Source organism: Acidibrevibacterium sp. (genome assembly GCF_049965395.1).
Classification (GTDB): Bacteria; Pseudomonadota; Alphaproteobacteria; order Acetobacterales; family Acetobacteraceae; genus Acidibrevibacterium; species Acidibrevibacterium fodinaquatile.
This window is the reverse complement of record NZ_JBMFWJ010000004.1, coordinates 52051-74925: the sequence shown is the minus strand read 5'-3', so window position 1 is coordinate 74925 and position 22875 is coordinate 52051. Positions and strand designations below refer to the sequence as shown.

Below are 22875 nucleotides of genomic sequence, written 5' to 3'. Positions count from 1 at the left end.
GGTTAGATAGCCCTCTCATCCCGAAGTAGGAAGAGCGCGGCGCAGCATTCGCCTCACTTGTGGCAAAAATATCACAGTGACGCCGCCCCGCGACGCCACCAAGAGGGGCGGGCTTGGGTAAAATAAAGCGCCGCGAATCAACGACCTCCAGGCAATCTCGGGGCCAGCGGGGCGGGCGGCGCGATCATCATCCTGACGGAAATTTGCAGGGTTCTCCCTTCGTCACGCGCGTTTGCTTCACGGCGCCGGCAGCGACCACGGCAAGGCGTCGCGGCCCGGCCTGTAGCGGAGATTGCTCTGCGCCGGATTGCGGTTGACGAGATCGCGCGCATAAAGCGGGTGGCGAAGGCTGCGAACCTCGTGCTCGAGGGTGAAAAGCGGCGTGGCACTCTGCGGATCGACCAAAGTCTCGAAGCGATATTGATGCTGATCGCTCTCCTCGGTAATCAGCCCGCGCTCCCGAAGCCGCTGGTAGGGTGTCCCGAAATCATTGATATAGATCTGAATATGGTGGCCATCGAAGGGATCGAGCGGCTGGTCGGTCTCGCGGAACAACAGCGTCTGATCGGCGCCGACGCGAATCCGCGCGAAGGCCCCCTCCTCGTCATCGCCGCTCTGCGCGAGGGCGCCTATGATGTCGCGATAGAAGGCGGCGATCCCGGCGGTCGTGCCTTGCGGCACCAGGAGCGCGACATAAGCCATTCCGAGCTGGACTGCGCCGAAGGCCGGGCTCGGCTCATGACAGCGGATCCGGTTGCCCCAGGGGGAGACCGCCTCAAGATAGGTCGCGGCCTCCTGCACCGCGAAGGCGGTCCCGGCAAGATGGCCGGCAACCGCCTCAAGCCGCGCGCGAAGCGCCGCGCGGTCGGGAATGACGAGCCCCGTCACCCCGCGCAGGCGCTGCGGCGCGCCGGACGGGAGGTGAAACTGGCTCCGCCCGACATTGACCCACATATTCTCAACCCCGGTCATCAGATAAGGGTCGCGGGTGAGGCCGAGGCCGGAGACGTAAAACAACGTCGCCAAACGCTGATCCGGCACTCTGGTATTGACGTGTTCGAGATGGACGATATTGCCGAGCGTCTCGGCCGCGCGATCATACGCCATGATGTCGCATCCCCTTTTCCGCTTCCTCTCCGCGTCCTCCGGCTTTACCGATCCGGTTCCATCCGCGCCTAAGCCAAGCGCGATGCGCCCGCGCCGTCAATCATTTTCGGTGGTTCGGCTTTTGTGACGGAAGCGGGCGGATTGCCGCCGCCGCCTCCCGCGCGCCAGCGCCGCGCGCGCGGGCACCGTCGCCATCCGGTTTGGCTGGGGCAACCAGCGCATGCCAAGCGGCGCGCCGGCGCGCTGCCTGGACGCTAAGCGTTGCGGTATCGAGATAAACCGCCTGCGCCGCCTGCGCCAGGCGCGCGGCGAGCGCCGGGTCGCGGATCAGTCGGGCAACCGCCTGATACCAGGCTTCCTCGGTATTCCCGACCAGCCATCCCCCCTGACCATCGGCGAGCGAGCCGCGATAGGCGGGCACGTCGGAGGCGAGAACGGCAAGGCCGAGTGCTGCGTAATCAAGCGCCTTGATCGCCGATTTGGCGTCATTGAAGCGGCTGGCCGCGAGCGGGGCAAGGCCGAGATGCCACCCCGGCCGGCCCGCGAGCCACGCGATGAAGCCAGGATAGCTCTCGCCTCGTCCCGGCGGCGGTGCGATGCGTTGGACCCCCGGCGGCAGATCGTCATGCGTCATGCCGCAGACCTCGATCTCGACGCGTTCGCCGAAATCCTCCTTGAGGCGGGCGAGTGCCCCGGCGATGAGGCGAAAATCCGCGTCATGGGTCGTGGTCCCCATCACCAGGATGCGCAATGCCCCGCCAGCGCGCGCCGCCGGCCGCGCCTGCCAGAGCCGCTCATCGAGCCCGTTCGCAACCACCTCCACGCCCCCGCGCCGCACCCCCCGGCGTTCGGCCAGGCGATCGCGCAAAATCGGGGTGGAGACGGTCACATGATCGGCCTCCCCCACCATGCGCGCAACCGCGGCGGCGCGCGGCGCGAGCAGCGCAACCTCGGGGTGCTCGGGCGGGATCGCAAGCAGATCATCGTCGAGATCATAGACGAGACGCATGCCAAACCGCCGGCAATGCGCGCCGAGCGCCGCCGCCATGTCGAGATCGATGACGGCGTAGCGATGGGTCGCGAGCACATCCGCGCGGAGATGGAGCGCTTCCTCGGGGCTCGCGTGGGTCACGTCGATCGCGGCGGCGATCTCGGGGTGATCGAGCGGGAGCGCAAGACGGATATAGGCGCAGGGGCTCAACACGCCGCTGGCAAGGCGCTCGGGCACCAGGATGACGGCGAGCTTACCCGGCCGCCGCACATCGCGCGGCGTGATGTCGGGAGGTGTCTCGCGCCTCGCCGGGGCCGGGCGCGGCGCGGCGAGCAGCGGCGCGACATAATCGGCCTCGTAAAAATCTGCCTCCTGGCGCCTTGGCCCGGCGCGCGGCACCTGCCCGCTGACAATTTGGTCGCGAAGGGCGGCGAACGCTGCGCGCCAGGCCTCGGGCGGTGCATCCGGCGGCACCAGCCAGGTGAGCGGCCGGCCGGCGAGACGCTCGGGAAACGCGCCGATTTTCGAGGCAACGATCGGCAGACCGCTCGCGATCGCCGCGCTCAGGGTATAGCTCCAGGTCTCCGGCCATTGCGCCGGGAACCACAGCGCATGCGGGCGGAGCTTGGCGATGAGCCCCGGCAGGTCGGCCTCGGCGTATTCCCCGCTCACCGTCAGCCGTTCGGCGAGCGGCGCCGGCAGCGGCGCCTCGGGATAACCGATCAGATGCAGCTCGATCTCCGTCGCCATCGTCGCCGCCAGCGCGGCCACCGCCGGCAGCCCCTTTTGGTTCGCGAGCACGCCGATGAGCGCAACACGCAGCGCCCGCCGGCGCGCCCGCGGCGACGGCAGGGGATTGATCCGGAGAGGCCAATGCGGCCCGGTCACTCGCTCATGCGGCGCCACCACGGCACGCCCGGCGAGGCCATATCGCGCAAGACGCGACCGCACATCCTCGCTCGGACACAAAACCCGGTCGGCTTCGGCGAATAGGAACCGATAGCGCGCCCGCCACGCCAGAATGTCGCGCGCGCCGTGCGCCGGGCGGGCGGCGATGCAAGCGTTGCAAGCCGCCGGCCCCGGCTCGCCGCAATAATGGGCATCGAGCCAGGGCAGCAAATTCACCTGCGGACAGATCGTGTAATAATCATGCACCGTGAAATCGAACGGCACACCAAGCCGGCGTAGCAAGGGCGCGAGATCGGCGTCATAAAACCCCATCAGATGATGCACATGCACCCGGCGCACGGCGAAATTTTTGAGCAGGACGACGAGATCGTCGATCCGGTCGGCGGTCATGGCAAGCTTGGGATGGCCGGGAAAGCCCGGGATACTGAGCTTGAAACCACCCGCTTCGGGGTGCAGCAGCAGCAGGTTGGCACGCCCTTCGAGGCGCTCACCGAGCGCTTTGAGGTGGTGCTCGATGCCGCCGCCGAGACCATGGCTTATCATCAGGATGGTCGGCAACCCAGAGCGGTGGAACATTTCCGCACTCAGGGCAAAGCGCGCCGAATCGGCGACGCCGAAGCGCACCCAAAGGCTGATCGTGCGGGAAAAATGCGGATAGCGCTCGTTGATGCGGCGCACGCCCTCGTCGCGCGCCTCCGAGCCGCTGCCAAAGCTCACCTCGCCGGCGTGATAGATGAAGACATCGCAGGCGAGCAGATGGCGCCAGCCGCGGGCGCTGGCGCGCAGACAGAAATCGACCTCCTCGCCATAGCCATGGCCGAAATACTCGCGGTCGAAATCCCCGATCTCCTCGATCGCGGCGCGGCGGACATACATGCAGGAGCCGACGGTGACCGGAATATCCACCGCCCGCCCGACATTGACGGCGCGCGTTGCGGCATCGATCGCGGCGAAATCGAGAGGCGGGGGGAGTTCGCCGCCGTCGAGATTGGGATAGGAGCAAATCGTCGCGTTGTTGGAAAACGGCGAAACGGTGGCGATCCGCGCCCCGCTGTAAGCGTGCGCGGCGAGACGTTTGAGCCAGCCGCGTGGCACTTCGGTATCGCTGTTGAGCAGGACCACGTCCCGATCACCGGCCGCTTGGATACCGCGATTGACGGCGGCGACGAAGCCGAGATTGCGCGGCGGCCGAATGAGGCGGATCGCCCCGGTCTCGTTCAGCCGATCGAGCCAAGCCGAAAGCGCGGGCTCAGGCGAGCAATCATCGATGACGATGACATCGCCGAGTGGCGCCGCAAGGTCGGCAAGCACCGCGGCGAGACAACGCCGCGTCTCCCCCAATCCGCGATAGACCGGGATGACGACATCGACGAGAAGCCCCGGCGGCAGCGCCGGCGGCGGGCCGGGCGATGGCAGATAGGCGGCGAGATCGAAGCCGCGGGCCGTCGGGAATCCTTGCGCTGCGCCATGGGTCGCGTGGAAAAACAGCGGATTGCCTGCCGCCTCGGGATGAAGAAAGACATAATAGGCGGCATCGAAGCGCGGATGCGGGTTGCGCAGCTCACTCGCGCCGAATTGGAGATAATGGAGAAATGGCGGGATGCCGGCGGCGGCGACATCGGGGTAGGTCTGGCGATACCATTGGCTGTCGAAAAACCGGTTCGGATCGCGGCCCTCGGCGAGACCGAAGGAGAGATAATGTAAAAGCGGATCGATCCCGGTATTGGCGATATCCGGATAGTGTGACCGATACCACTCGCTGTCGAAGATCGCCCGAATGATGTCTTCGAAGGTGGTTATTCTGATCACCGGCCGGGCACCACCATCGCTTTCAGAACAAGCCCTGAAATAGGCCGGGATTTTGTGCCTTGAGGATGGGAATGGGACCATCGGTCAGGCTCTTGCCAGAGGCTTTCGCCGCCTTAATCCGCGCCGCTTCGGCGGTCGCGTCCAGCGTCTCGGGCATCGGCTGTGCGCGCGGGCGCCAGAATTCGATCACGTCGGACAGGCCGCGGGCGGTGCTGCGCTCGTCGGCAGTATTGTCGACGAGGACGCGGATGTTTTTCGGCGCCGGCGGACCGGCGGCTTTGAGCAGCGCCTCCTCGCCCGCCGAAGGCTTGGACGCCGCCGACGCGGCGAGAGCGAGCTGCGGCGCCAGCACCGCTTCCGCCTGCTGGCGCAAGCTCTGCTGCGGCGGGCCGGACGCCTCGGGATTCGGCGGGACGAGATTGTCGGTTTTCGGCATCTCGAGCGGCGTGCGCGTCGTCACCTCGAACTCGAACGGGACATCGACGAGACCGCCAAATGTCTGCGCAACATCGTTGCCGCCATGATCGCAGCCAGCGAGAGCGAAAACAGCAAGAAGAGGAAGAAATATTTTAGTCAATAAAGAAAAACCAAAGTCTTCTTTTTCTGAAGAAAAAGAAGCAAAAAAACATTTGTCTGCTGGGCAGTGCCGGCGGCGCTGCCCGCTCCGAAGAAACGGGATAAAAGTTTTTTGGTTCTTTTTTTCAAAAAAGAACAATTTTCCCAAATCCTTCACCCGGTTGTGCCCACGCTTGCAAAGTTTAGCGCCCATTTCCGATGCCGGCGAGATTTTTAGCATCGGGGCGGCGGCGCAATCCCTCCAGAAGCAGGATGGCGACGCCGCAGACGATGGCGGAGTCGGCGACATTGAAGACATACCAGGAAAAACGCCCGATATGGGCCTGGATGAAATCGACCACGGCGCCGAAACGCAGCCGATCGATGATATTGCCGACCGCGCCGCCGGCGATGGCGCCGAGCGCGCCGGCGACCAGCGCATTTTCGGCGCGGCTGAGCCAGAGGCCAAGCGCGGCGACGATGACGAGGGCGCCGAACACCAGGGCCGGGCTCGCCCAGGCGCCGAGCCCGTTCAGCATCCCGAACGTGACGCCACGGTTCCACACCAGAACGAAATTCAGCACCGGCAAAAGCACCAGCGGGCCGCGCGCGGCGATCCCGAGGCCATGCAGCACCCAGACCTTGCTCGCCTGATCGAGCGCCAGCACGATGAGGGCGACGGCGAGCCCAAGCGCGAGGCGCCGCCCCTTCATGCCGCTGCCGCGCGGCACACCAGCCCCGATTCCACGGCATCGGCGCAGCGGCGGCAGAGTTTCGGGTGCTTTTTGTTTTCGCCGACCTCTTCGAGTACTTTCCAACAACGCGCGCATTTCTGGCCGGGGGCGGAGGTCGCGCCGAAACTCAACCCGTTGGTCGAGGATGCGAATTGGACTCTTGAGACGATCAGCACATCCGCCCAGGTGTCGGCATCGAGCAGCGTCTCGCGTTCTGCCTCAGAGGGCAGAATGGCTTCGGCTTCGAGCGATGAGCGGAGTCTTCCTTCGCTGCGCTCCCTTTCTATCGAGAGTGTCGTCATTCCGCGCCACTCGCGAATTTTTTCCCATCGCGCCGCGAGCACCTCATCGCGCCACTCGGCCGGCATGTCCGGGAAAGTTTCCAGATGCACACTGGTCTCCTCGCCAAAGCGCGCGCACCAGGCTTCCTCGGCGGTGAAGCAGAGCACTGGCGCGAGCCAAGTGCAGAGCGCGCGATGGAGATGATCGAGAACGGTGCGGGCGGCGCGGCGGCGCGGGCTATCGGGCCGGTCGCAATAGAGCGAGTCTTTCCGAATATCGAAATAAAACGCCGAGAGGTCGTTTGCGCAGAAGGTATGGATTTCGGGATAGATTCCAGTCCAGTCATAGGTCTCAACGGCGCGGCGGATGCGGGTGTCGAGTTCGGTGAGGCGATGGAGGATATAGCGCTCGAGTTCCGGCATCTCGGCATACGCGACCCGCTCGTCCTCGGAGAATCCATCGAGACAGCCGAGCAGCCAACGCAGCGTGTTGCGCAGACGCCGATAAAGCTCGGCCTGCTGCTTCAAGATTTCGCGGCCGATGCGCAAATCCTCGGTGGTGTCTGACATCATCACCCAAAGGCGCAAAATATCGGCGCCATAGTCCTTCATCACCTCCTGCGGCGCCACCACATTGCCGAGCGATTTCGACATTTTCCGCCCCTGCTCGTCGAGCACGAAGCCATGCGTCAACACCGCCTTGAACGGCGCCCGCCCGCGCGTCCCCACCGATTCGAGGAGCGAGGAATGGAACCAGCCGCGATGCTGGTCGGAGCCTTCGAGATAGAGATCAGCCGGCCAGGGGAGGTGGCGCGCCTCCAGCACAAACGCATGGGTCGAGCCGCTCTCGAACCAGACATCGACGATGTCCATCACCTGCTCATACGCGGCCGGGTCGTATTTTGCGCCCAAGAATCGTTCAGGCGGCGAGGCGTACCAGGCATCGGCGCCTTCGGTCTCGAACGCGGCAACGATGCGCGTCATCACCTCGGGATCACGGAGAGGCTCGCCCGAGGCGCGATGGACGAAGACCGCGATCGGCACCCCCCAGGCGCGCTGGCGCGAGATGCACCAATCGGGGCGCGCCGCGACCATCGCGCCGATGCGGTTGCGCCCTTGCTCCGGGACAAAATGGGTTGCGGCGATCGCTTGCAGCGCTTTTTCGCGGATTTTTTCCTCGCCATCCATGCGGATGAACCATTGCGGCGTTGCGCGGAAAATCAGCGGCGCTTTCGAGCGCCAGGAATGCGGATAGGAATGAACAAACTCCTCGCGCCCCAGCAACGCGCCAGCCTTCTCTAACGCCTCGCAAACGCGATCAGCGGCTTTATAGACATGTAGGCCAGCGAACAGCGGCACCCAAGCGTTGAACGTGCCGTCCGGCCCGACGGTGTCGGGGACTTCGAGGCCGTGCTGACGGCCGAGAATGAAATCGTCATCGCCGTGGCCGGGCGCGATATGGACGAAGCCTGTGCCTTGATCGGTGGTGACGAAATCGGCTGGCAAAAGCGTCACGCGATACTCATAGCCGTGCCCGCGCAACGGGTGCGCCGCGATCAGCCCCTGGAGATCCGCGCCCTTTATCACCCGTTGCAAATGATGCTGGCTGATGCCCGTCATTTGGCAAAACTGTGGCACCAGGGCGAGCGCCACCAGCAGATGATCGCCGCGGCGCTGCGCTGAGTCCGGCGCAACCCCATCGACGCGCACCAAGGCGTAGTCGATCTCCGGCCCATACGCGATCGCGCGGTTGCCGGGCATCGTCCACGGCGTTGTCGTCCAGATCACCACCGCCGCGCCGTCCAAGTCATCCGGCGCATCGAGGAGGGGGAACCTGACCCAGATCGCTGTCGATTTATGATCGTGATACTCGATCTCGGCCTCGGCGAGCGCGGTTTTCTCGACCGGCGACCACATCACCGGGCGCAAGCCGCGATAGAGCGCGCCGTTCATGAGAAACTTGCCGATTTCGGCAACGATCGCGCTTTCTGCCGCATAATCCATGGTCGCGTAACGATGCGCGAAATCACCCTCGACGCCGAGGCGTTTGAATTCCTCGCCCTGGACCTGCATCCAATGCGCGGCATAGGCGCGGCATTCGGCGCGAAAATCGAGGATCGGGACGGCATCCTTGTCGCGGCCGGATTTGCGGTATTCCTCCTCGATCTTCCATTCGATCGGCAGACCATGACAATCCCAGCCCGGGATATAATCGGCGTCAAACCCCGCCATCTGACGGGTGCGGTTGATGACATCCTTCAGAATCTTGTTGAGCGCCGTGCCGATATGAAGATTGCCGTTGGCGTAAGGCGGCCCGTCATGGAGGATGAATTTTTTCCGCCCCGAGGAGGCCGCGCGGATTTTCTCAAAGAGCCCGATCGCTTGCCAGCGGGCGAGGATTTCCGGTTCGCGCCGCGGCAGATCGGCGCGCATCGGAAAGCCGGTGCGGGGCAGGAACACTGTTGCGCGATAATCCATCTCGCGATCGGCTTCGGGCGGGGGATTTTCGGTCATCATCGTCTCCGGGGCGCGAAACTATGCGAATGCGCTGCGATCGCGGTCAAGCGCGGCGCGGGCGGCGGCGGCATCGGCGGCGATCTGCGCCTGCAACGCCGCGAGATCGGGGAATTTGCGCTCCTCGCGGAGATAGGCGATGAGGCTGACGGATATCGTCTCGCCGTAGATATCCTCAGAAAAATCAAAAAGATGCGCTTCCAGCCGGGTTTCCGGATCGCCGCCCAATGTCGGCCGGCGGCCGAGATTGGCAACCCCCTCGAGACGCCTGCCATCGGCTAGCGCGACACGCACGGCATAGACCCCGCGCGCCGGCTCCAGCACCGGCCCGAGCGGCAGATTGGCGGTCGGGAAGCCGAGCAAGCGGCCGCGCGCATCGCCATGCGCGACGACCCCCTCGATCGCGAAGGGGCGGCCGAGAAGCGCTTGCGCCCGCTCCGGGTAGCCATCGCGCAGCAGGCGGCGGATGCGGCTCGAGGAAATCCGCCCCTCCGCGTCCGCGAGCGGCGGCACGATCGAAAGCCCGATGCCGAGCGCCTCGGCACGCGCCGCAAGCAGCGCAACATCGCCGCCACGCCGGTGGCCGAAGGCGAAATCCGGCCCGCACGCGAGATGGCGCGCAGCAATCCCCGCCGCCAGCACCTCGCCGATGAAAGCGTCCGCCGAGAGATCGCTAAACGCGCGATCGAAACGCAGTTCATAGAGCAGGCGAACCCCGTGCTCGCCGAGCAGCCGCGCCCGCAGCGCGCTCGGGGTGAGCCGGAACGGCGGATCATCGGGGCGGAAGACCTCGCGCGGATGCGGCTCGAAGGTGAGCGCCGCGAGCGGCGCATCGGGGCGGGCGGCGTGGGCGGCGGCGATGACCTGGGCATGGCCGAGATGGACGCCGTCGAAATTGCCGAGCGCGACGCTAGCGCCTCGTGCGTCCGGCGGCAGGTCACGCCAGTCATGGAAAATGCGGATCACGTCGCGTCTCTGTTCCTGAGCCATGCGAACCTCGAGCCGAAGCCGGCCGAGGCGTTTCTCTCGCCCCTTGCGGCGCGCAAGGCAAGGCCCTATTCGCCGGTCGGCGTGCTCGGCGGGAGCAAAACGCCATGGCAATCGGACGATGGCAACCCATATCGAGCGGTTGGACCGCGGCCGATCCGGCCGGAAAGGTAAGGAAGAAGAGAGGATTGGCCGGTATGCGGCGATTTTCGTGGCTGCTTCTCGGGGGTGTGTTGTTGCCGTTTGCGGCCGGCGCCCAGCCCATCGAGGGGCTTTATGTCTCCGGCGGCGCTGGCGCCAATCTTTTGATGAATCAACCACTTACCCCGTCGCCCGCGCTCGGCGCGCTCGGCGGCGGCAATCTGCAATATAATGCCGGCGCGGCGTTCGAGGGCAGCGTTGGCTACGGCTTCGGCAACGGTTTCCGCCTCGAACTCGAAGGCGACGAGATGATGAACTCGCTCTCGGCGCGGGCCGGCGCCCTGCTGCCGAGCACGGTTTCCGGCTCGACGCAGGATTATGGCTTCATGGCCAATGCCTTGTTCGATCTCGATATTGGGTCGCGTTACGTTTTCCCCTATTTCGGCGTCGGCCTCGGCTATCAATGGACCAATTTCGGCAATCTCCGGGTCACGACGCCGGCCGCCGGCAGTGATTTCACCGGCAACGGCACCGCGGGGAGCCTCGCCGGGCAGGGTATCGTCGGCCTCGCCTTCCCCGTCCCGCACGTGCCGGGGCTTTCGATCACCACCGAATACCGCTTCCTCGGCCTGATCGGACCGGAGCATTTCGGCGCGACCCTCGGGCCGATCGGCGCCGCCGGGCATGCCATCGGCACCCAGGAGGTCTCCGACAACCTCAATCAGATGTTCATGGTGGGGCTGCGTTACGCCTTCTCGGTCAAGCCGCCGCCGATCACCCCGGCTGCCGCCAGCCCGCCGCCGGCAGCCCCCGCGCCGGCGCCAGCGCGGACTTATCTCGTGTTCTTCGATTGGGATCGCGCCGACCTCAGCGACCGCGCCCGGCAAATCATCGCCGAAGCCGCCGCCAATGCCGCCCACATCGCCGAGACCCGCATCACCGTGAACGGCTACACCGACCGGAGCGGGAGCGCTCACGCCAATCAAGCGCTCTCCCTGCGCCGCGCCAACGCCGTCGCCGCCGAGCTGGTGCGTGACGGGGTCGCGAAGGACATGATCACCATCAAGGGGTTCGGCGAGACGCACCCGCTGGTCGCAACCGCCGCCGGCGTGCGCGAGCCGCAAAACCGGCGCGTCGAAATCATCATCGGCAATGCGGCGGAAGACGCGAAAAAGCCTCAGACGTAATTGGCGAGCGAGAGGCTCTGGACGCTGGCGATTAGTTTATAAGAGGCCTGAAGCTGGGTCTGCACCATGGTGAGGTTGGACAGCGTCTCCGACATATTGACATCCTGAACCGAGCTGAGCTGGGTTTGCAGCGCGGTGGTGACATTGCCGAGTGTGGTGCTGGTCGCGGTCAGGCTGTCCTGAGTCGCGCCCAGCCCCCCTTCCTCGTTGGCCATGGCGCTGATCGCGCCGCTGAGCGAGGTTTGGATGTCGCTGATCAGGCCGGTAAATCCGGTGGCGCTGGTGCTGGCAGGGGTGAGCGAGCCAACCATCGCCAGCGCATTCATGAGATCGCGCGTGTAGGATCCGGTGGTGTAAGGACCGCTTGACGTGGCATAGGTGTTGGCGCTGGCGAGCAGGCCAACCGAGGTGCTTTGGCCGGGCCCGGTCTCAACGGTCGCCTGGAAATTCGAGGTGCTTGGCGACGGGCTGAGCGGCAGCGCCGAGAGTGCGGCGGAAAACGGCGAGGTGCCGCCAGGCGGCAAAGTGTTGGAACTCGCGACACTGAGCGAGGTTGCCATGGTGGTGGCGGCGCCATTGGTCGCAAGCCCGCTCACCGCTGCTTGAATTTGGGTGAAAAATGGCGAGGAGAGGATGTTGCCGGGATTGGGCACCGGCGGATTGCTCGCGTCCTGTCCGGCGAAAATATAGTTCGTGCCGTTCTGCGTGTTGAGGAGATTGGCGACCTGCTGGAGATCGTTCTGCGCCTGCTCGGCCACTGTCGAGATCGAGGTGCCAGTGATATTGTCGAGCTGCGCGGAAATCCCGGAGGCGATCTTGCTCAACTGGTTCATCACCGTCTGGGTGATGCCGATCGTGGTATTCGCGGACGTGATGTTGGCGACATAGGTGTTGTTCTGCGCGATCTCGGCATTGAGATTGAGATCGGTCAGGGCATTGGCCCCGAGGCCGGAATAGGTCTGTGAGACATTGCCGGTCGATGCCTGCTGGGCCAGCGAATCAAGCTGGGTTTGCACCGTGCTCGCGCCCTGGACCAATTCGCCGAGCATCCCGTAAGACGAAGGCGCAAGCGCATAATTGCTGGAAATCGCGCCGCTCATCGGTCATCCCTCTCCTCAGGCATACATCAGGTCGCTTTGCAGGGTCGACCACATCGATTGGACCGTCGCCATGATTCGCGCATTGGCGCCATAGGCGTTCTGCAACTGCACCATGTTCGCCATTTCGGTGTTGATATTGACGCCAGAGGCGGATTTGAAACTCGATTGCAGGCTTGATTGCATCGCCTGGGCGTCGGTGAGATTGGTATTGGTGGTCGCGATGTCGTTCGATTGTGCGCCGATCAAGGTGGACGCGAAATCGGTGATCGTCGTGGGCGAGGAAAACGGCGCATCGAGATTGCCGAGCGCGCCCAGCCCGGTGACATGGCTCGCCGGTTGCGCGACACCCGCCTGCACGTCCGCACCAAACGTGTAATTCAGCACCCGGTTGATCAGCGTCGTGAAACCGGAAGGCCCGGTTGGCGGGTTGGGCGTGAACGCACTGGCGCCGGTCGCGCTGCCGACGATCGCATTGGTGCCGTTGGTGACCAGGGACGGGTTGGCAACCACCACCGGGTTGACCTCGATCTCGGCGGCAAAGCCGACATAGCCCGACTGCACCGGGCCGCCCGTGCTGGTCGGCACCGTGCCGCTGGCATTGGTGAATAATGTCAGGCCCTGCGCCTGAAAGCGGCTCGCGGTGTTTTGCGCAAACTCGTCGAGTTCCGCTTGATAGGTCGGGATCGTGGTATCGCGGAGGTGAATATCGGCGCCGATGCTGCCGCTGGTGATCTGGTTGGTGACATCGACCCCGTTCATCATGATGCCCGGGATCGTGCCGGGATAGATCGCGCCGGGCGCGATCGTCGCATTCGCCGTGGTCAGCGCCGCTCCCGGCCCGGTCGGCAGCACGAGGCCGTTTTGGGTTGCAACCAGGATGCTGCCATTGGCCTGCGGTATCGCTTGCGCGCCGGTCAGTTGCGAGACCGTCTGCATCGCAGCATCACGCTGATTTTGCAGATCGGCAACGCTTTGCCCCTGCGCGAGGCCGGAGATGATTTCGGTATTGAGCGTGCCGATGCTGGTGAGCGACGCGTTGAGCTGTTTGAGCGAGGAGACGATATTGTTCTGCGCGGTTTGCCCGGCGCTGGTATAGGCCTGGCTGAGCGCATTGATGCCGGCGGCGAAGCTTTGCGCGTCGCTCACCACGCTTTGCTGCAACGTCGAACTGTCTGGCGTGCCGAGCAGGGTGGAAAAGGCGTTTTGCAGCGCCCCGAGCTGGCTTGCGATATCGCCGCCCTGCCCCGGCGTGCCGAGCGCCGCATTCACCGGCTGCAACACCGTCTGCCTTTCCTGCAAGGCGCTGACTTCGCCGTTTTGCGCCCAGAGATTGGACTGGAGCTGCTGATTGACATAGCGGGTGACGGCGCCGTTGGCGACCCCCATGCCGGCGCCGCCAGCGGTCAGGCTCTGCTGGGTCTGGGTCTCGGCGGCATAGCCGGTGGTGCCGGCATTGGCGACATTCTGCGACATCACGGCGAAATTGGCGCCGATGTTGGCGATGCCGCTGTTCGCAATCATCAGCGACGTTTCAAGCCCCGTAATGCCGCTCATTGACCGTTACCTCGGCTTCACTGGATCATGTTGATCGCGGTCTGCAGCATTTGCGAGGCGGTGGTGATCGACTTCGCGTTGGCGCTATAAGCCTGCTGGGCGACGATCAATTGCGTGAACTGGGTCGCGATATCGGTGTTCGATTGTTCGATCGAGCCGACGACGAGGCCGCCGGCGCCGTTATTGTTCGGCGCCTGGCTGCTCGGGTTGCCGGAGCCGGCGGTGGCGGTGAAGGCCTGGCCATTCTGGCTTTGCAAGGCATCGGCATTGTTGAAGGTGGTGATGGGCACCTGCGCGATGGTGAGCGACTGGCCGTTATTGTAGTTGGCGACGATATTGCCCGTCGATTGGATGGAAATCCCGGTAAACGCCCCGGCCGGCACGCCGTTCTGGCTGAAATTGATCAGCGAATAGGTCGAGCCGGCATATTGGGTGACCCCATTGGCCTGGCCGAAATTGCCAAAATTCAAGGTGATCGGCTGCGTGCCGTTGCCGAAATTGGCGTTCACGGTGAGCGTCGCCGGCTGCCCGGTGGTATAGGTCGAGGCGGTGGTGCCGGCGCCAGCGGTGATTCCGCTCATGGTGCCGGGTGGCGCCGCCGCGTTGCCGGCGGTTGGCCCGAAATCCACCGTCGCGGTGCCGATCGTCGTCGTGGGCGAGTTGTTCGGCGACGAGACGGTCACATTCCATTGTCCGGGTGTTGCCGTCTGCGCCCAGTTCAGGGTCAGGGTCTGCTGCGTCCCGAGCGCGTCATAGATCTGCACCTGGGACGACATCGGCGTCCCCGCGGCCGGGGTCGCGGGCAGGTTGGCAGAAAAATCCGCGGTCGAGGTCGCGACCGGATTGAACTGCGCCTGATTAACCTGGATTGGCGCGAGCTTGTTCTGATCGGCGATGCCGGTCGTCGGATTGACTGTCCAGCCCTGCAGATATTCGCCGGCGCTGTTCACCAGATAACCCTCATTGTTCATGGTGAAATCGCCGGCGCGGGTATAATATTGCAGCGGGTTGAACGTGGTCTGGCCGTTGACATTGGTGCCATTGGCCTCGGCCACCGAAAAAAAGCCCTGGCCGGAGATCGCCATCGCCAACGGGTCCCTGCTTTGCGCGATCGTCCCTTGCACCTCGTTCTGATAGCTCGGCAGCGCCACCACCGAGCCGGGCTCGTTCTGGGTTGCCGTGCTGTAGGTAAGGTAATCGACGAAATTGGTATTGACGCCCTTATAGCCGGTGGTCTGGCTATTGGCGATGTTCTGGCTGATATTGCCGAACGCGTCGGACTGGGAGGTGAGGCCGCTGACGGCCGTGTTCAAGGCGCCGAAGATAGACATGGTTTTCCCCTCTCGAATCCCCCGGTGGGATTTGCGGTCGGAACGGTCGCGAGAGAGAAAGCAGGAACCATGCCAAACTCAGGATGGGCGAATTTCCCGGCCGTTCCCTGAAAACCCTTCGGCGCGATGGCGGAATCCTTCGCCGCCCGGCAGGGTTGACCCGGCACGCTTTGCCGCCCGCAGCGGCTTGGGCCGGCGCGCGCCACGGCGGGGCGGCGCTCGCGCGCTATCGCGCCGTCTGGCCCAGAATTTGCGATGTTCGCCGCGGCCCCGCCGTTTCGGCCGGCCGGAGAAATGTTCGCATGCCGCTCGCTGCCTTGCTCGCGCCTTTGTCACCGACGCTTGCGCCCGGGGTCACGCTCTCGCCGACCGTGGGCGCCGCCCACACGTCTCTCGACCCGTCGGCGCCGGCGGCCGCAGCCTCCGGCTTCGCGCAACATCTGCAGCAGGCGCAAGCGCAACGCCCCGCCGCCGCCAGCACCCCGGCGCCAGCATCCGCCGCAACCACTCCCTTGCCGGCGGAGTCGCCGACCAGCGCCACCCCTGCCAAAGGTGCCAAACCTGCCACGCCCAGCCCGTCCGCCCCCCCGACCAGCGGGCCCGATGCCGCGACACCCGCCGCTGCGGCGCCGCCGGCCGCGAAACGCTCCGGCGTGCCGGCGCCGCCGCTCGTTCCCCCGCCCGCCACCGGCAAAGCCCCACCGCTGGCGGCAACGGCTGATGCGCAACCCGACGGGACGGCATCGGGATCACAGGCGGCGGGCGTGTCAGCACAGACGCCACCACCGCAAGCGGCGTCTCAAGCCCGTCCTTCCGCCGCGATACAGGCCGCGCCGGCGGCACCGCTCCCGACAGCGCCCGCCGCTTCATCAGCGGCTGCATCCGCGGCGCCATCATCGGTCAACGCCCTCTCGATCGCCGCGGCCGAGCGCTCAAGCGCCGCCGCCAGCGCGATTGTCGCCAAAAGGCGACAAAGCTACGGGGCCAAAATGGCCCTTTCGCCGGCCACGGGCGCCCCGGCCGCAGCCGGCGCGCCGCCGACCGTCATCGCCCAGCCACCGCCGAGCCCACCACCGCCGAGCCCGCCACCGACGCCCCTCGCCACGCCCACGTCGGCATCGACCCCGCACGAAATCAATAGTGCCAGTGACATTGCGTCCGGCCGAAAGCCGCGCATCGTCCTTGCCGCCGCCGCGGCCGAGACAGAGAGCATCGCCAACACCGCGACGGTCGCGGCGTCGCAAGGCGCGACGATGGACGCCACGGCCGCGCCAGCGCCCGCCACGAACACCGCGCCCGCCGCAAAACCAGCCCCGCCCGGCGCCAAAGCCGGCTCGGCCACTCTCTCCTCTGCGGCGGAAGCGGTGAGCCAGGAAGCGCCCGCCGCCGCGGCCGCCAGTTCATCGGCGGCGGCAACCGCGTCAACCCATGCCGCCGCGAGCCCACCCCAAGCGACCGCCGCGAGGACGAATGCGCCGCCATTGCCCTCGGCCAATGGCGGCGCCAGCCATGCCGCCACGATGCTCCTTGCCGCCCAGGCCAGCGCCCAGGCCAACCCCGCATCCCTCGGCCCGAACCCCGCCGCCGCGAACGGGCCGGCCGCCGCCAACCCGGCGATCACCAATCAGGTGACAAGCCAAATCGCCAATCAGCCCGCGAGCACCCTCGCCGCCTTCACCCAGGACGCGAGCGGCGCGGCGCGGCTGACGGTTCAGCTCCACCCCGAGAGCCTCGGGCAGGTGCAGATCGCGCTCGTGCAGCCGAAATCGGGGCCGACCGAGGTACAGATTCTTGCCGAGCGCCCGGCAACCCTTGCCGCCTTGGTGCAGGATCAGGGGCAGTTGCAGGCCGCGCTCGACCGCGCCGGCGTGCCGGCGAGCGGCGGGCGGGTGCTGAGTTTCCATCTCGCCCCGGCCAGCCCAATCGCGCCGGCGGGCGGGACCGCGGCAAACGCCATATCATTGAATAACCAAGGGTTTGCTGTGCCGCCAGGGGCAAGCGGGCAAGGTGCCGGCGCATTTGGCACCGGCGCCGGCGCGACGCCGGGCGGTAGCAACCCGTTCGCGAACGCCACCGGCGCGGGCTCCGGATCCGCGCCCGCCGCCGCCAACGGCTCTGGCAGCTTTCTTGCTCAATCCAGTTTCGGGGCGCAAAGCCAAGCGGGCCCCGGCGATGGGAGGGCCAGCCAGCGCCAGAGCGGCGGCACCAGCCCAGGGCAGGCCACCGCCGCGATCAGCGGCGGCGGCGAGAGGATCGCCCCCGCCGCCCTGCCGTCTTGGCTGCGCGCCGGTCTCGATATCACTGCCTGATCATGCCACCCGCGTCGCCTTCACCCCGTCGATAGGAGTTGTCACCCCCATGAGCGCCAGCGTCTCCTCCCCGCAAAATAGCAACAGCGCCGCCGCCGCTGCCGCTGCCGCGCAAGCAGTCGCCGCCAACGCCAACGCCGCCTCGGCCGCCAGCACGACGAACAGTTCGACGAGCAATCCGCTCGCCTCGCTCTCGAACAATTTCAATGATTTTCTCAACATGCTGATGACCCAGTTGCAAAACCAGGATCCCACCAGCCCGATGAACACCGACCAGTTCACCAGTGAATTGGTGCAGTTCACCGGGGTCGAGCAGCAGATCAACACCAATGGCAGCCTGACCAAGCTGATCCAGCTCACCCAGGGCGGCGAGATGCTGCAATCGTCCTCGATCGTCGGCAAAACCGTCGACGTCAACAGTAACCAGTTGCCGCTGCAAAACGGCAGCGCGACCCTCACCTACACGACGACGACCGCCGAGCCGGTCTCGATCGCGATCTATAATGGTTCGGGCCAAGAGGTGAATAGTTACTCCCTGCAATCGACGGCCGGCGCGAATACCTGGACCTGGAACGGCGCGACCAGCAGCGGCACGACCGCGCCCGATGGCGCCTATACGGTTGCGATTTTCGGTGGCGCGAACGGGGCGACGCCAACCGCGGTGCCCTTCACCGTCCAGGGCACCGTCACCGGCGTTTCCTCGCAAACCGCCGGCACCGTCGATCTGCAAATGGGCGGGGTTTCGACCAGCGTCGGCAATATCCAGCAGGTCGTGAACTGAGCGGCGGGCGGCGCGCCTTAGCCCGCGGGCGCGATCGGCACCAGGGTGATGCGTTTGCCCGCGGCGCCGAGCGCAACCCGCCCCGCCTTGAGCGCCAGCGCCGCCTCGCCGAAGACCTCCCGGCGCCAGCCATGGAGGGCTGGGATGTCCGGCGCGTCCTCGGCGGCGAGGCGCTCGATCTCCTCGCTGGAGGCAAGCAAGCGCGGTGCGACACGATGCTCCTCGCTGCGTGCCGCGAGCAGAACCTTCAGCAAAGCCACCAGGCCCGGGGACGGACGCGGCCCTTCGCGCACGCGCGGTGGTTCGGGGAGGGCAGACTCAGGCAGGGCACGGGTCGCGGCGATGACCTCGAGCAGGCTCTGGCCGGTTTTCCCCTCCGCGAACCCTTTGGAGACGCCGCGCGCACGCGCCAGCGCCTCCGCCGTTTCCGGCGCGGAGGCGGCGATTTCCATCAGCGTCTCGTCTTTCAGCAGGCGCGGGCGCGGGATATTGATGCGCTGCGCCTCTCGCTCGCGCCAGGCCGCGAGTGCGCGCAGCATGGCAAGAAAACGGCGATTGCCGCTCCGCGGACGAAGCCGCTCCCAAGCGGTTTCGGGGTCGGCGCGATAGGCCGCGGGGTCGACGAGCGCCGCCATCTCCTCGGCAACCCACGCCTCCCGCCCCTCGCGGGCGAGCCGCGCCGCAAGACGCTCATAGACCGTGCGCAAATGGGTGACGTCGGCGGCGGCATAGGCGATCTGCGCCGGCGATAGCGGCCGCACCGACCAATCACTGAAGCGGTGCGACTTGTCGATCTGGCCATCGCCGAGGGCGGCGACCAGCGCCTCGTAGCCGACCTGATCACCGAAGCCAGCGACCATAGCAGCGATTTGCGTATCGAAAAGCGGGGTCGGTACGGCGCCGAACTTGAGCACGAAAATCTCGATATCCTGGCGCCCGGCATGCACCACCTTCAACACCGCAGGGTCGGCGAGCAGGGCGCCGAGCGGCGCGAGATCGATCCCCTCGGCCTCGGCATCGATGATCGCGACCTCGTGCGTGCCGGCGACCTGAACGATGCAGAGTTCCGGCCAGTAGGTGCGTTCGCGCATGAACTCGGTATCGATCGTCACGAAACGCTCGCCGTGCAGGCGTGCGCAGAACACGGCGAGGTCTGCCGTCGTCGTGATCAAATGCGGGGCGGGGAAATCGGGGCGAGAGGAGCGCGACATCGCGCCCCCTCTACACGAGCCCGGCGCCCCGGAAAAGCCCGCTTGGCGGCGGGGCTTGACAGGGGCGCGGACGCTGGCTTGTCTGCCGCGCCCATCCGCCCCTTTTCGCCCCGCCCCGCCGAGGCCGAGGATCGCCATCATGCATGTCTATCGCAGCCACCATTGCGCCGAACTCAGCGCGAGCCACATCGGCGAGGTCGCCCGGCTGTCCGGCTGGGTGCATGCCAAGCGCGACCATGGCGGCCTCTTATTCCTCGATCTCCGTGACCATTTCGGCCTGACGCAGTGCGTCATCGCGCAAGATAGCCCGGTCTTCGCCGAGGCCGAGCGGCTGCGGGTCGAGAGCGTGATCACCGTCACCGGCGAGGTGGTGGCGCGCGCGCCGGGCACGGTCAACCCGAAGCTTGCGACCGGCGCGATCGAGCTACGCGTCGCGGCGCTCGAAGTGCAATCGGCCGCCGATGTGCTGCCGATCCAGGTCGCCGGGGATGGGCAATATCCGGATGACCTGCGCCTCAAATATCGGTTCCTCGATCTGCGGCGCGAGCGCGTCCATCGCAACATCTTGCTCCGCAGCCAGGTCATTACCTCGATCCGCCGGCGGATGATCGAACGCGGCTTCACCGAGTTCCAGACCCCGATCCTCACCGCCTCGTCGCCCGAGGGCGCGCGCGACTTTTTGGTGCCGGCACGGCTGCATCCCGGCAAATTCTACGCTCTCCCGCAAGCGCCGCAGCAATTCAAGCAGCTCTGCATGGTTGCCGGCTTCGATCGCTATTTTCAGATCGCGCCCTGTTTCCGCGATGAAGCCTCGCGCGCCGACCGCTCCCCGGGCGAGTTCTATCAGCTCGATTTCGAGATGAGCTTTGTCACGCAAGAGGACGTGTTCGCCGCGATCGAGCCGGTGATCGCTGGCGTCTTCGAAGAATTCGCCGCCGGCCGCGCCGTCACGCCGGCGCCATTTCCGCGCATCCCCTATGACGAGGCGCTGCTCGCGTTTGGCTCCGATAAGCCCGATTTGCGCAACCCGCTGCGGATCCGGGACGTCACGGCCGAGTTCACGGGCTCCGGGTTCGGCTTGTTTGCCAAGATCGCGGCGCAAGGCGGTATCGTGCGCGCCATTGCGGCGCCGGGGGCGGCGGCGCGGCCGCGCTCGTTCTACGATAAATTGAACGAGTGGGCACGCGCCGAGGGCGCCGGCGGGCTCGGCTATCTCGTTTTCGAGGCTGACGGCGCCAAGGGGCCGATCGCGCGCAACCTTGAGCCCGAGCGCGCGCAGGCGATCCGCGCGTTGTGCGGCGCGGCCCCGGGGGATGCGGTGTTTTTTGCCGCAGGCAGCCGGGCGGAGACGGAAAAATTCGCGGGCCAGGTGCGCACGCGCCTCGGCGCCGACCTCGATCTCTGCGAGAAAAGCGCCTTTCGCTTTTGCTGGATCACCGATTTCCCGATGTATGAGCGCAATGAAGAGACCGGTGAGATCGATTTCAGCCACAACCCGTTCAGCATGCCGCAAGGCGGGCTTGCCGCGCTGGAGAACACGGATCCGCTGACGATCAAGGCCTATCAATACGATATCGTCTGCAACGGCATCGAGCTGTCGTCGGGCGCGATCCGCAACCATCGCGCCGATATCATGCTCAAGGCCTTCGCGATCGCGGGCTACGGTGCGGATGTGGTGGAGGCGCGGTTCGGCGGCATGCTCAACGCCTTCCGCTATGGCGCGCCGCCGCATGGCGGGGCGGCGCCGGGGATCGACCGCATCGTCATGCTGCTCGCCGACGAGCCCAATATCCGCGAGGTCATCCTGTTCCCGCTCAACCAGCAGGGCGAGGATCTGATGATGGGCGCGCCAGCCGAAGTGGCGCCGGCACGGCTGCGCGAATTGTCGCTCCGGCTCGATCTGCCGCCGCGAAAAACGGGCTCGTGAGCGGTGCCGGCAACGCGGTGGCTAGCGAAGGTGCCAAGGCACCCCTAATGTCATCAGACCGTATGCGGAGTGCCACGCGCATGAAACCTTGGCTTCTGGCCATTGCGGCCGCGCTTTGTCTGATCACGCTGCCTTGGGCGGCCTTTGCCGAGCCGCCGATGCCGCTGACGCCGGCTGCCGATAACCCGGCGGCGCATCTCGGCGAGCCGACGGCCGCGAAAATCGCCGCCGGACTTGCCGCCCATCGCGCCTTTTACAAGCTGACCCTCGATACCAGCCATGGCGGCGACGTCATCGCGGCGACCGGCACGATGAGCTATGAGGTCATGGATGCCTGCGATGGCTGGGCGGTGCAGCAGCGCCTCGACATGACCATCACCAACCGCGACGGCCAGGATGTCCGCATGGTGTCCGATTACGCCACCTGGGAATCGAAAGATGGTCTTAGAATGCGTTTCCGCATGCGCCAGACCACCGACGCCGCGACCACCGAGGTGACCTCCGGCGAGGCGTCCGTCGATCATCCCGGCGGCGCCGGCGAGGTGCGCTATTCGCTGCCCAAGGTAAACGTGCAGAAACTCCCCGCCGGCACGCTGTTCCCGATGTGGCATACCGCGACCATCATCGCCGCCGCCGAACAGGGCAAGAAGGTGCTCGCCCTGCCGCTGTTCGATGGCACCGGCGATACCGGGGCGCAGGATACCTCGGTGGTGATCACCTCATGGCACAAGCCCGAGCCGTTCCGCTTCGCGCCGCTGGCGGCGCTGCCGAGCGGGACTGTGCATGTGGCGTTTTTCGACCGCACCCCGGATGCGTCCGAGCCGGATTACGAGGTCGGCATGCATTATTGGGAAAACGGCGTCGCCGATCAGTTGAACATGGATTTCGGCGATTTCGTGATGCAGGGGAAGCTCGATCAATTCAAGCTTGCGCCCCCGCATCATTGCTGACCGGCGGAAGGGGGCTTGCCGGTCTTGACCGGGCGTGGTTACCTCATCGCCGCAAGACACAAAATCGGGGAGGTCGAGGATGATCAAGGTCAGCGTTCTTTATCCGCATGGCGAAAACAAGCGTTTCGACATGCAGTATTACGCAACCAAGCATATCCCGATGGTGCAAGGAAAGCTTGGCGCCGCCCTCAAGAAAACCGAAATCGATGAGGGCCTCGCCGGCGGCACGCCGGGCGCGCCGCCCGCTTTCGTCGGCGCCGCCCATCTCTATTTCGACAGCGTCGACGCCTTCCAAGCGGCGTTTCATCCCCACGCGAAAGAGATCATGGCCGACATCCCAAACTATACCGACATCGCGCCGACCATCCAGATCAGCGCCGTGCGGTCATGACAGGCCATGCGAAACGATTTGCCACGGCGCAGCGACTGACCCACGGATAAAAAAGTTTTTGGTTCTTTTTTTCAAAAAGAACCTCTTTCTTGCACTTTATTCTGGC

At 65.7% G+C, this 22875-nt stretch carries 17 protein-coding genes; 6 read left to right on the top strand and 11 right to left on the bottom strand.

The window, feature by feature from the left end; translation table 11 throughout:
* Positions 1 to 237 precede the first annotated feature (237 nt).
* The 6 genes from ACP5M5_RS02715 to ACP5M5_RS02690 form a co-directional block, all read right to left on the bottom strand.
* Entirely contained in the window at positions 238 to 1107 is an 870-nt protein-coding gene (locus tag ACP5M5_RS02715; RefSeq protein ID WP_427935369.1) for a hypothetical protein, read from the bottom strand.
* 100 nt (positions 1108 to 1207) lie between these two features.
* Positions 1208 to 4816 carry a glycosyltransferase gene (locus ACP5M5_RS02710; RefSeq protein WP_427935367.1) on the bottom strand — a complete coding sequence of 1203 codons (3609 nt, stop codon included), beginning with the start codon at positions 4814 to 4816 and terminating at the stop codon, positions 1208 to 1210.
* A 22-nt stretch (positions 4817 to 4838) separates the two neighbouring features.
* The gene (locus ACP5M5_RS02705; protein WP_427935365.1) at positions 4839 to 5393 is read right to left on the bottom strand and encodes a DUF3035 domain-containing protein; all 555 of its coding nucleotides are present in this window, start codon (positions 5391 to 5393) and stop codon (positions 4839 to 4841) included.
* A gap of 181 nt (positions 5394 to 5574) precedes the next feature.
* Positions 5575 to 6084 (bottom strand): signal peptidase II, encoded by a 510-nt coding sequence (lspA, locus tag ACP5M5_RS02700; protein ID WP_427935364.1) that lies wholly within the window; start codon positions 6082 to 6084, stop codon positions 5575 to 5577.
* Positions 6081 to 8900, bottom strand: coding sequence for an isoleucine--tRNA ligase (gene ileS, locus ACP5M5_RS02695; RefSeq protein WP_427935362.1), 2820 nt, complete (start codon positions 8898 to 8900; stop codon positions 6081 to 6083). The genes lspA and ileS overlap by 4 nt, the downstream gene beginning before the upstream one ends.
* A 21-nt stretch (positions 8901 to 8921) precedes the next feature.
* Positions 8922 to 9866 (bottom strand): bifunctional riboflavin kinase/FAD synthetase, encoded by a 945-nt coding sequence (locus ACP5M5_RS02690; protein ID WP_427935360.1) that lies wholly within the window; start codon positions 9864 to 9866, stop codon positions 8922 to 8924.
* A gap of 218 nt (positions 9867 to 10084) precedes the next feature.
* Here ACP5M5_RS02690 and ACP5M5_RS02685 point away from each other — a divergent pair, with 218 nt between their 5' ends.
* Entirely contained in the window at positions 10085 to 11215 is a 1131-nt protein-coding gene (locus ACP5M5_RS02685; protein ID WP_427935358.1) for an OmpA family protein, read from the top strand.
* Here the strand turns inward: ACP5M5_RS02685 and ACP5M5_RS02680 are convergent.
* The 4 genes from ACP5M5_RS02680 to ACP5M5_RS02665 form a co-directional block, all read right to left on the bottom strand.
* Entirely contained in the window at positions 11206 to 12315 is a 1110-nt protein-coding gene (locus ACP5M5_RS02680; protein ID WP_427935356.1) for a flagellin, read from the bottom strand. The genes ACP5M5_RS02685 and ACP5M5_RS02680 overlap by 10 nt on opposite strands.
* Positions 12316 to 12330: 15 nt before the next feature.
* Positions 12331 to 13869, bottom strand: coding sequence for a flagellar hook-associated protein FlgK (locus tag ACP5M5_RS02675; RefSeq protein ID WP_427935355.1), 1539 nt, complete (start codon positions 13867 to 13869; stop codon positions 12331 to 12333).
* Between the two features lie 17 nt (positions 13870 to 13886).
* Positions 13887 to 15200: a flagellar hook protein FlgE gene (gene flgE, locus ACP5M5_RS02670; protein ID WP_427935354.1), complete on the bottom strand. Its 1314-nt coding sequence runs from the start codon at positions 15198 to 15200 to the stop codon at positions 13887 to 13889.
* Between the two features lie 976 nt (positions 15201 to 16176).
* Complete coding sequence (locus ACP5M5_RS02665) at positions 16177 to 16719, bottom strand: hypothetical protein (RefSeq protein WP_427935353.1); 543 nt, start codon at positions 16717 to 16719, stop codon at positions 16177 to 16179.
* A 1-nt stretch (position 16720) separates the two neighbouring features.
* Between ACP5M5_RS02665 and ACP5M5_RS02660 the strand changes: the two genes are divergently transcribed.
* A complete protein-coding gene (locus tag ACP5M5_RS02660; protein ID WP_427935351.1) occupies positions 16721 to 17509 on the top strand; it encodes a flagellar hook-length control protein FliK in 789 nt (262 codons plus the stop codon).
* 49 nt (positions 17510 to 17558) lie between these two features.
* A complete protein-coding gene (locus ACP5M5_RS02655) occupies positions 17559 to 18290 on the top strand; it encodes a flagellar hook assembly protein FlgD (RefSeq protein ID WP_427935350.1) in 732 nt (243 codons plus the stop codon).
* Positions 18291 to 18307: 17 nt separating this feature from the next.
* On the opposite strand, the gene rnd is transcribed toward ACP5M5_RS02655, so the two are convergent.
* Positions 18308 to 19501, bottom strand: coding sequence for a ribonuclease D (gene rnd / locus ACP5M5_RS02650; protein WP_427935348.1), 1194 nt, complete (start codon positions 19499 to 19501; stop codon positions 18308 to 18310).
* Positions 19502 to 19640: 139 nt separating this feature from the next.
* Here rnd and aspS point away from each other — a divergent pair, with 139 nt between their 5' ends.
* The 3 genes from aspS to ACP5M5_RS02635 all read left to right on the top strand — a co-directional run bounded on the left by aspS (position 19641) and on the right by ACP5M5_RS02635 (position 22769).
* Positions 19641 to 21428, top strand: a complete 1788-nt coding sequence (aspS, locus tag ACP5M5_RS02645) for an aspartate--tRNA ligase (RefSeq protein WP_427935346.1) — start codon at positions 19641 to 19643, stop codon at positions 21426 to 21428.
* Between the two features lie 80 nt (positions 21429 to 21508).
* On the top strand, positions 21509 to 22378 hold the full coding sequence (locus ACP5M5_RS02640; RefSeq protein WP_427935345.1) for a cell envelope integrity EipB family protein: 870 nt from the start codon (positions 21509 to 21511) through the stop codon (positions 22376 to 22378).
* A gap of 79 nt (positions 22379 to 22457) precedes the next feature.
* On the top strand, positions 22458 to 22769 hold the full coding sequence (locus ACP5M5_RS02635; RefSeq protein WP_114911414.1) for an EthD family reductase: 312 nt from the start codon (positions 22458 to 22460) through the stop codon (positions 22767 to 22769).
* Positions 22770 to 22875: the final 106 nt, after the last annotated feature.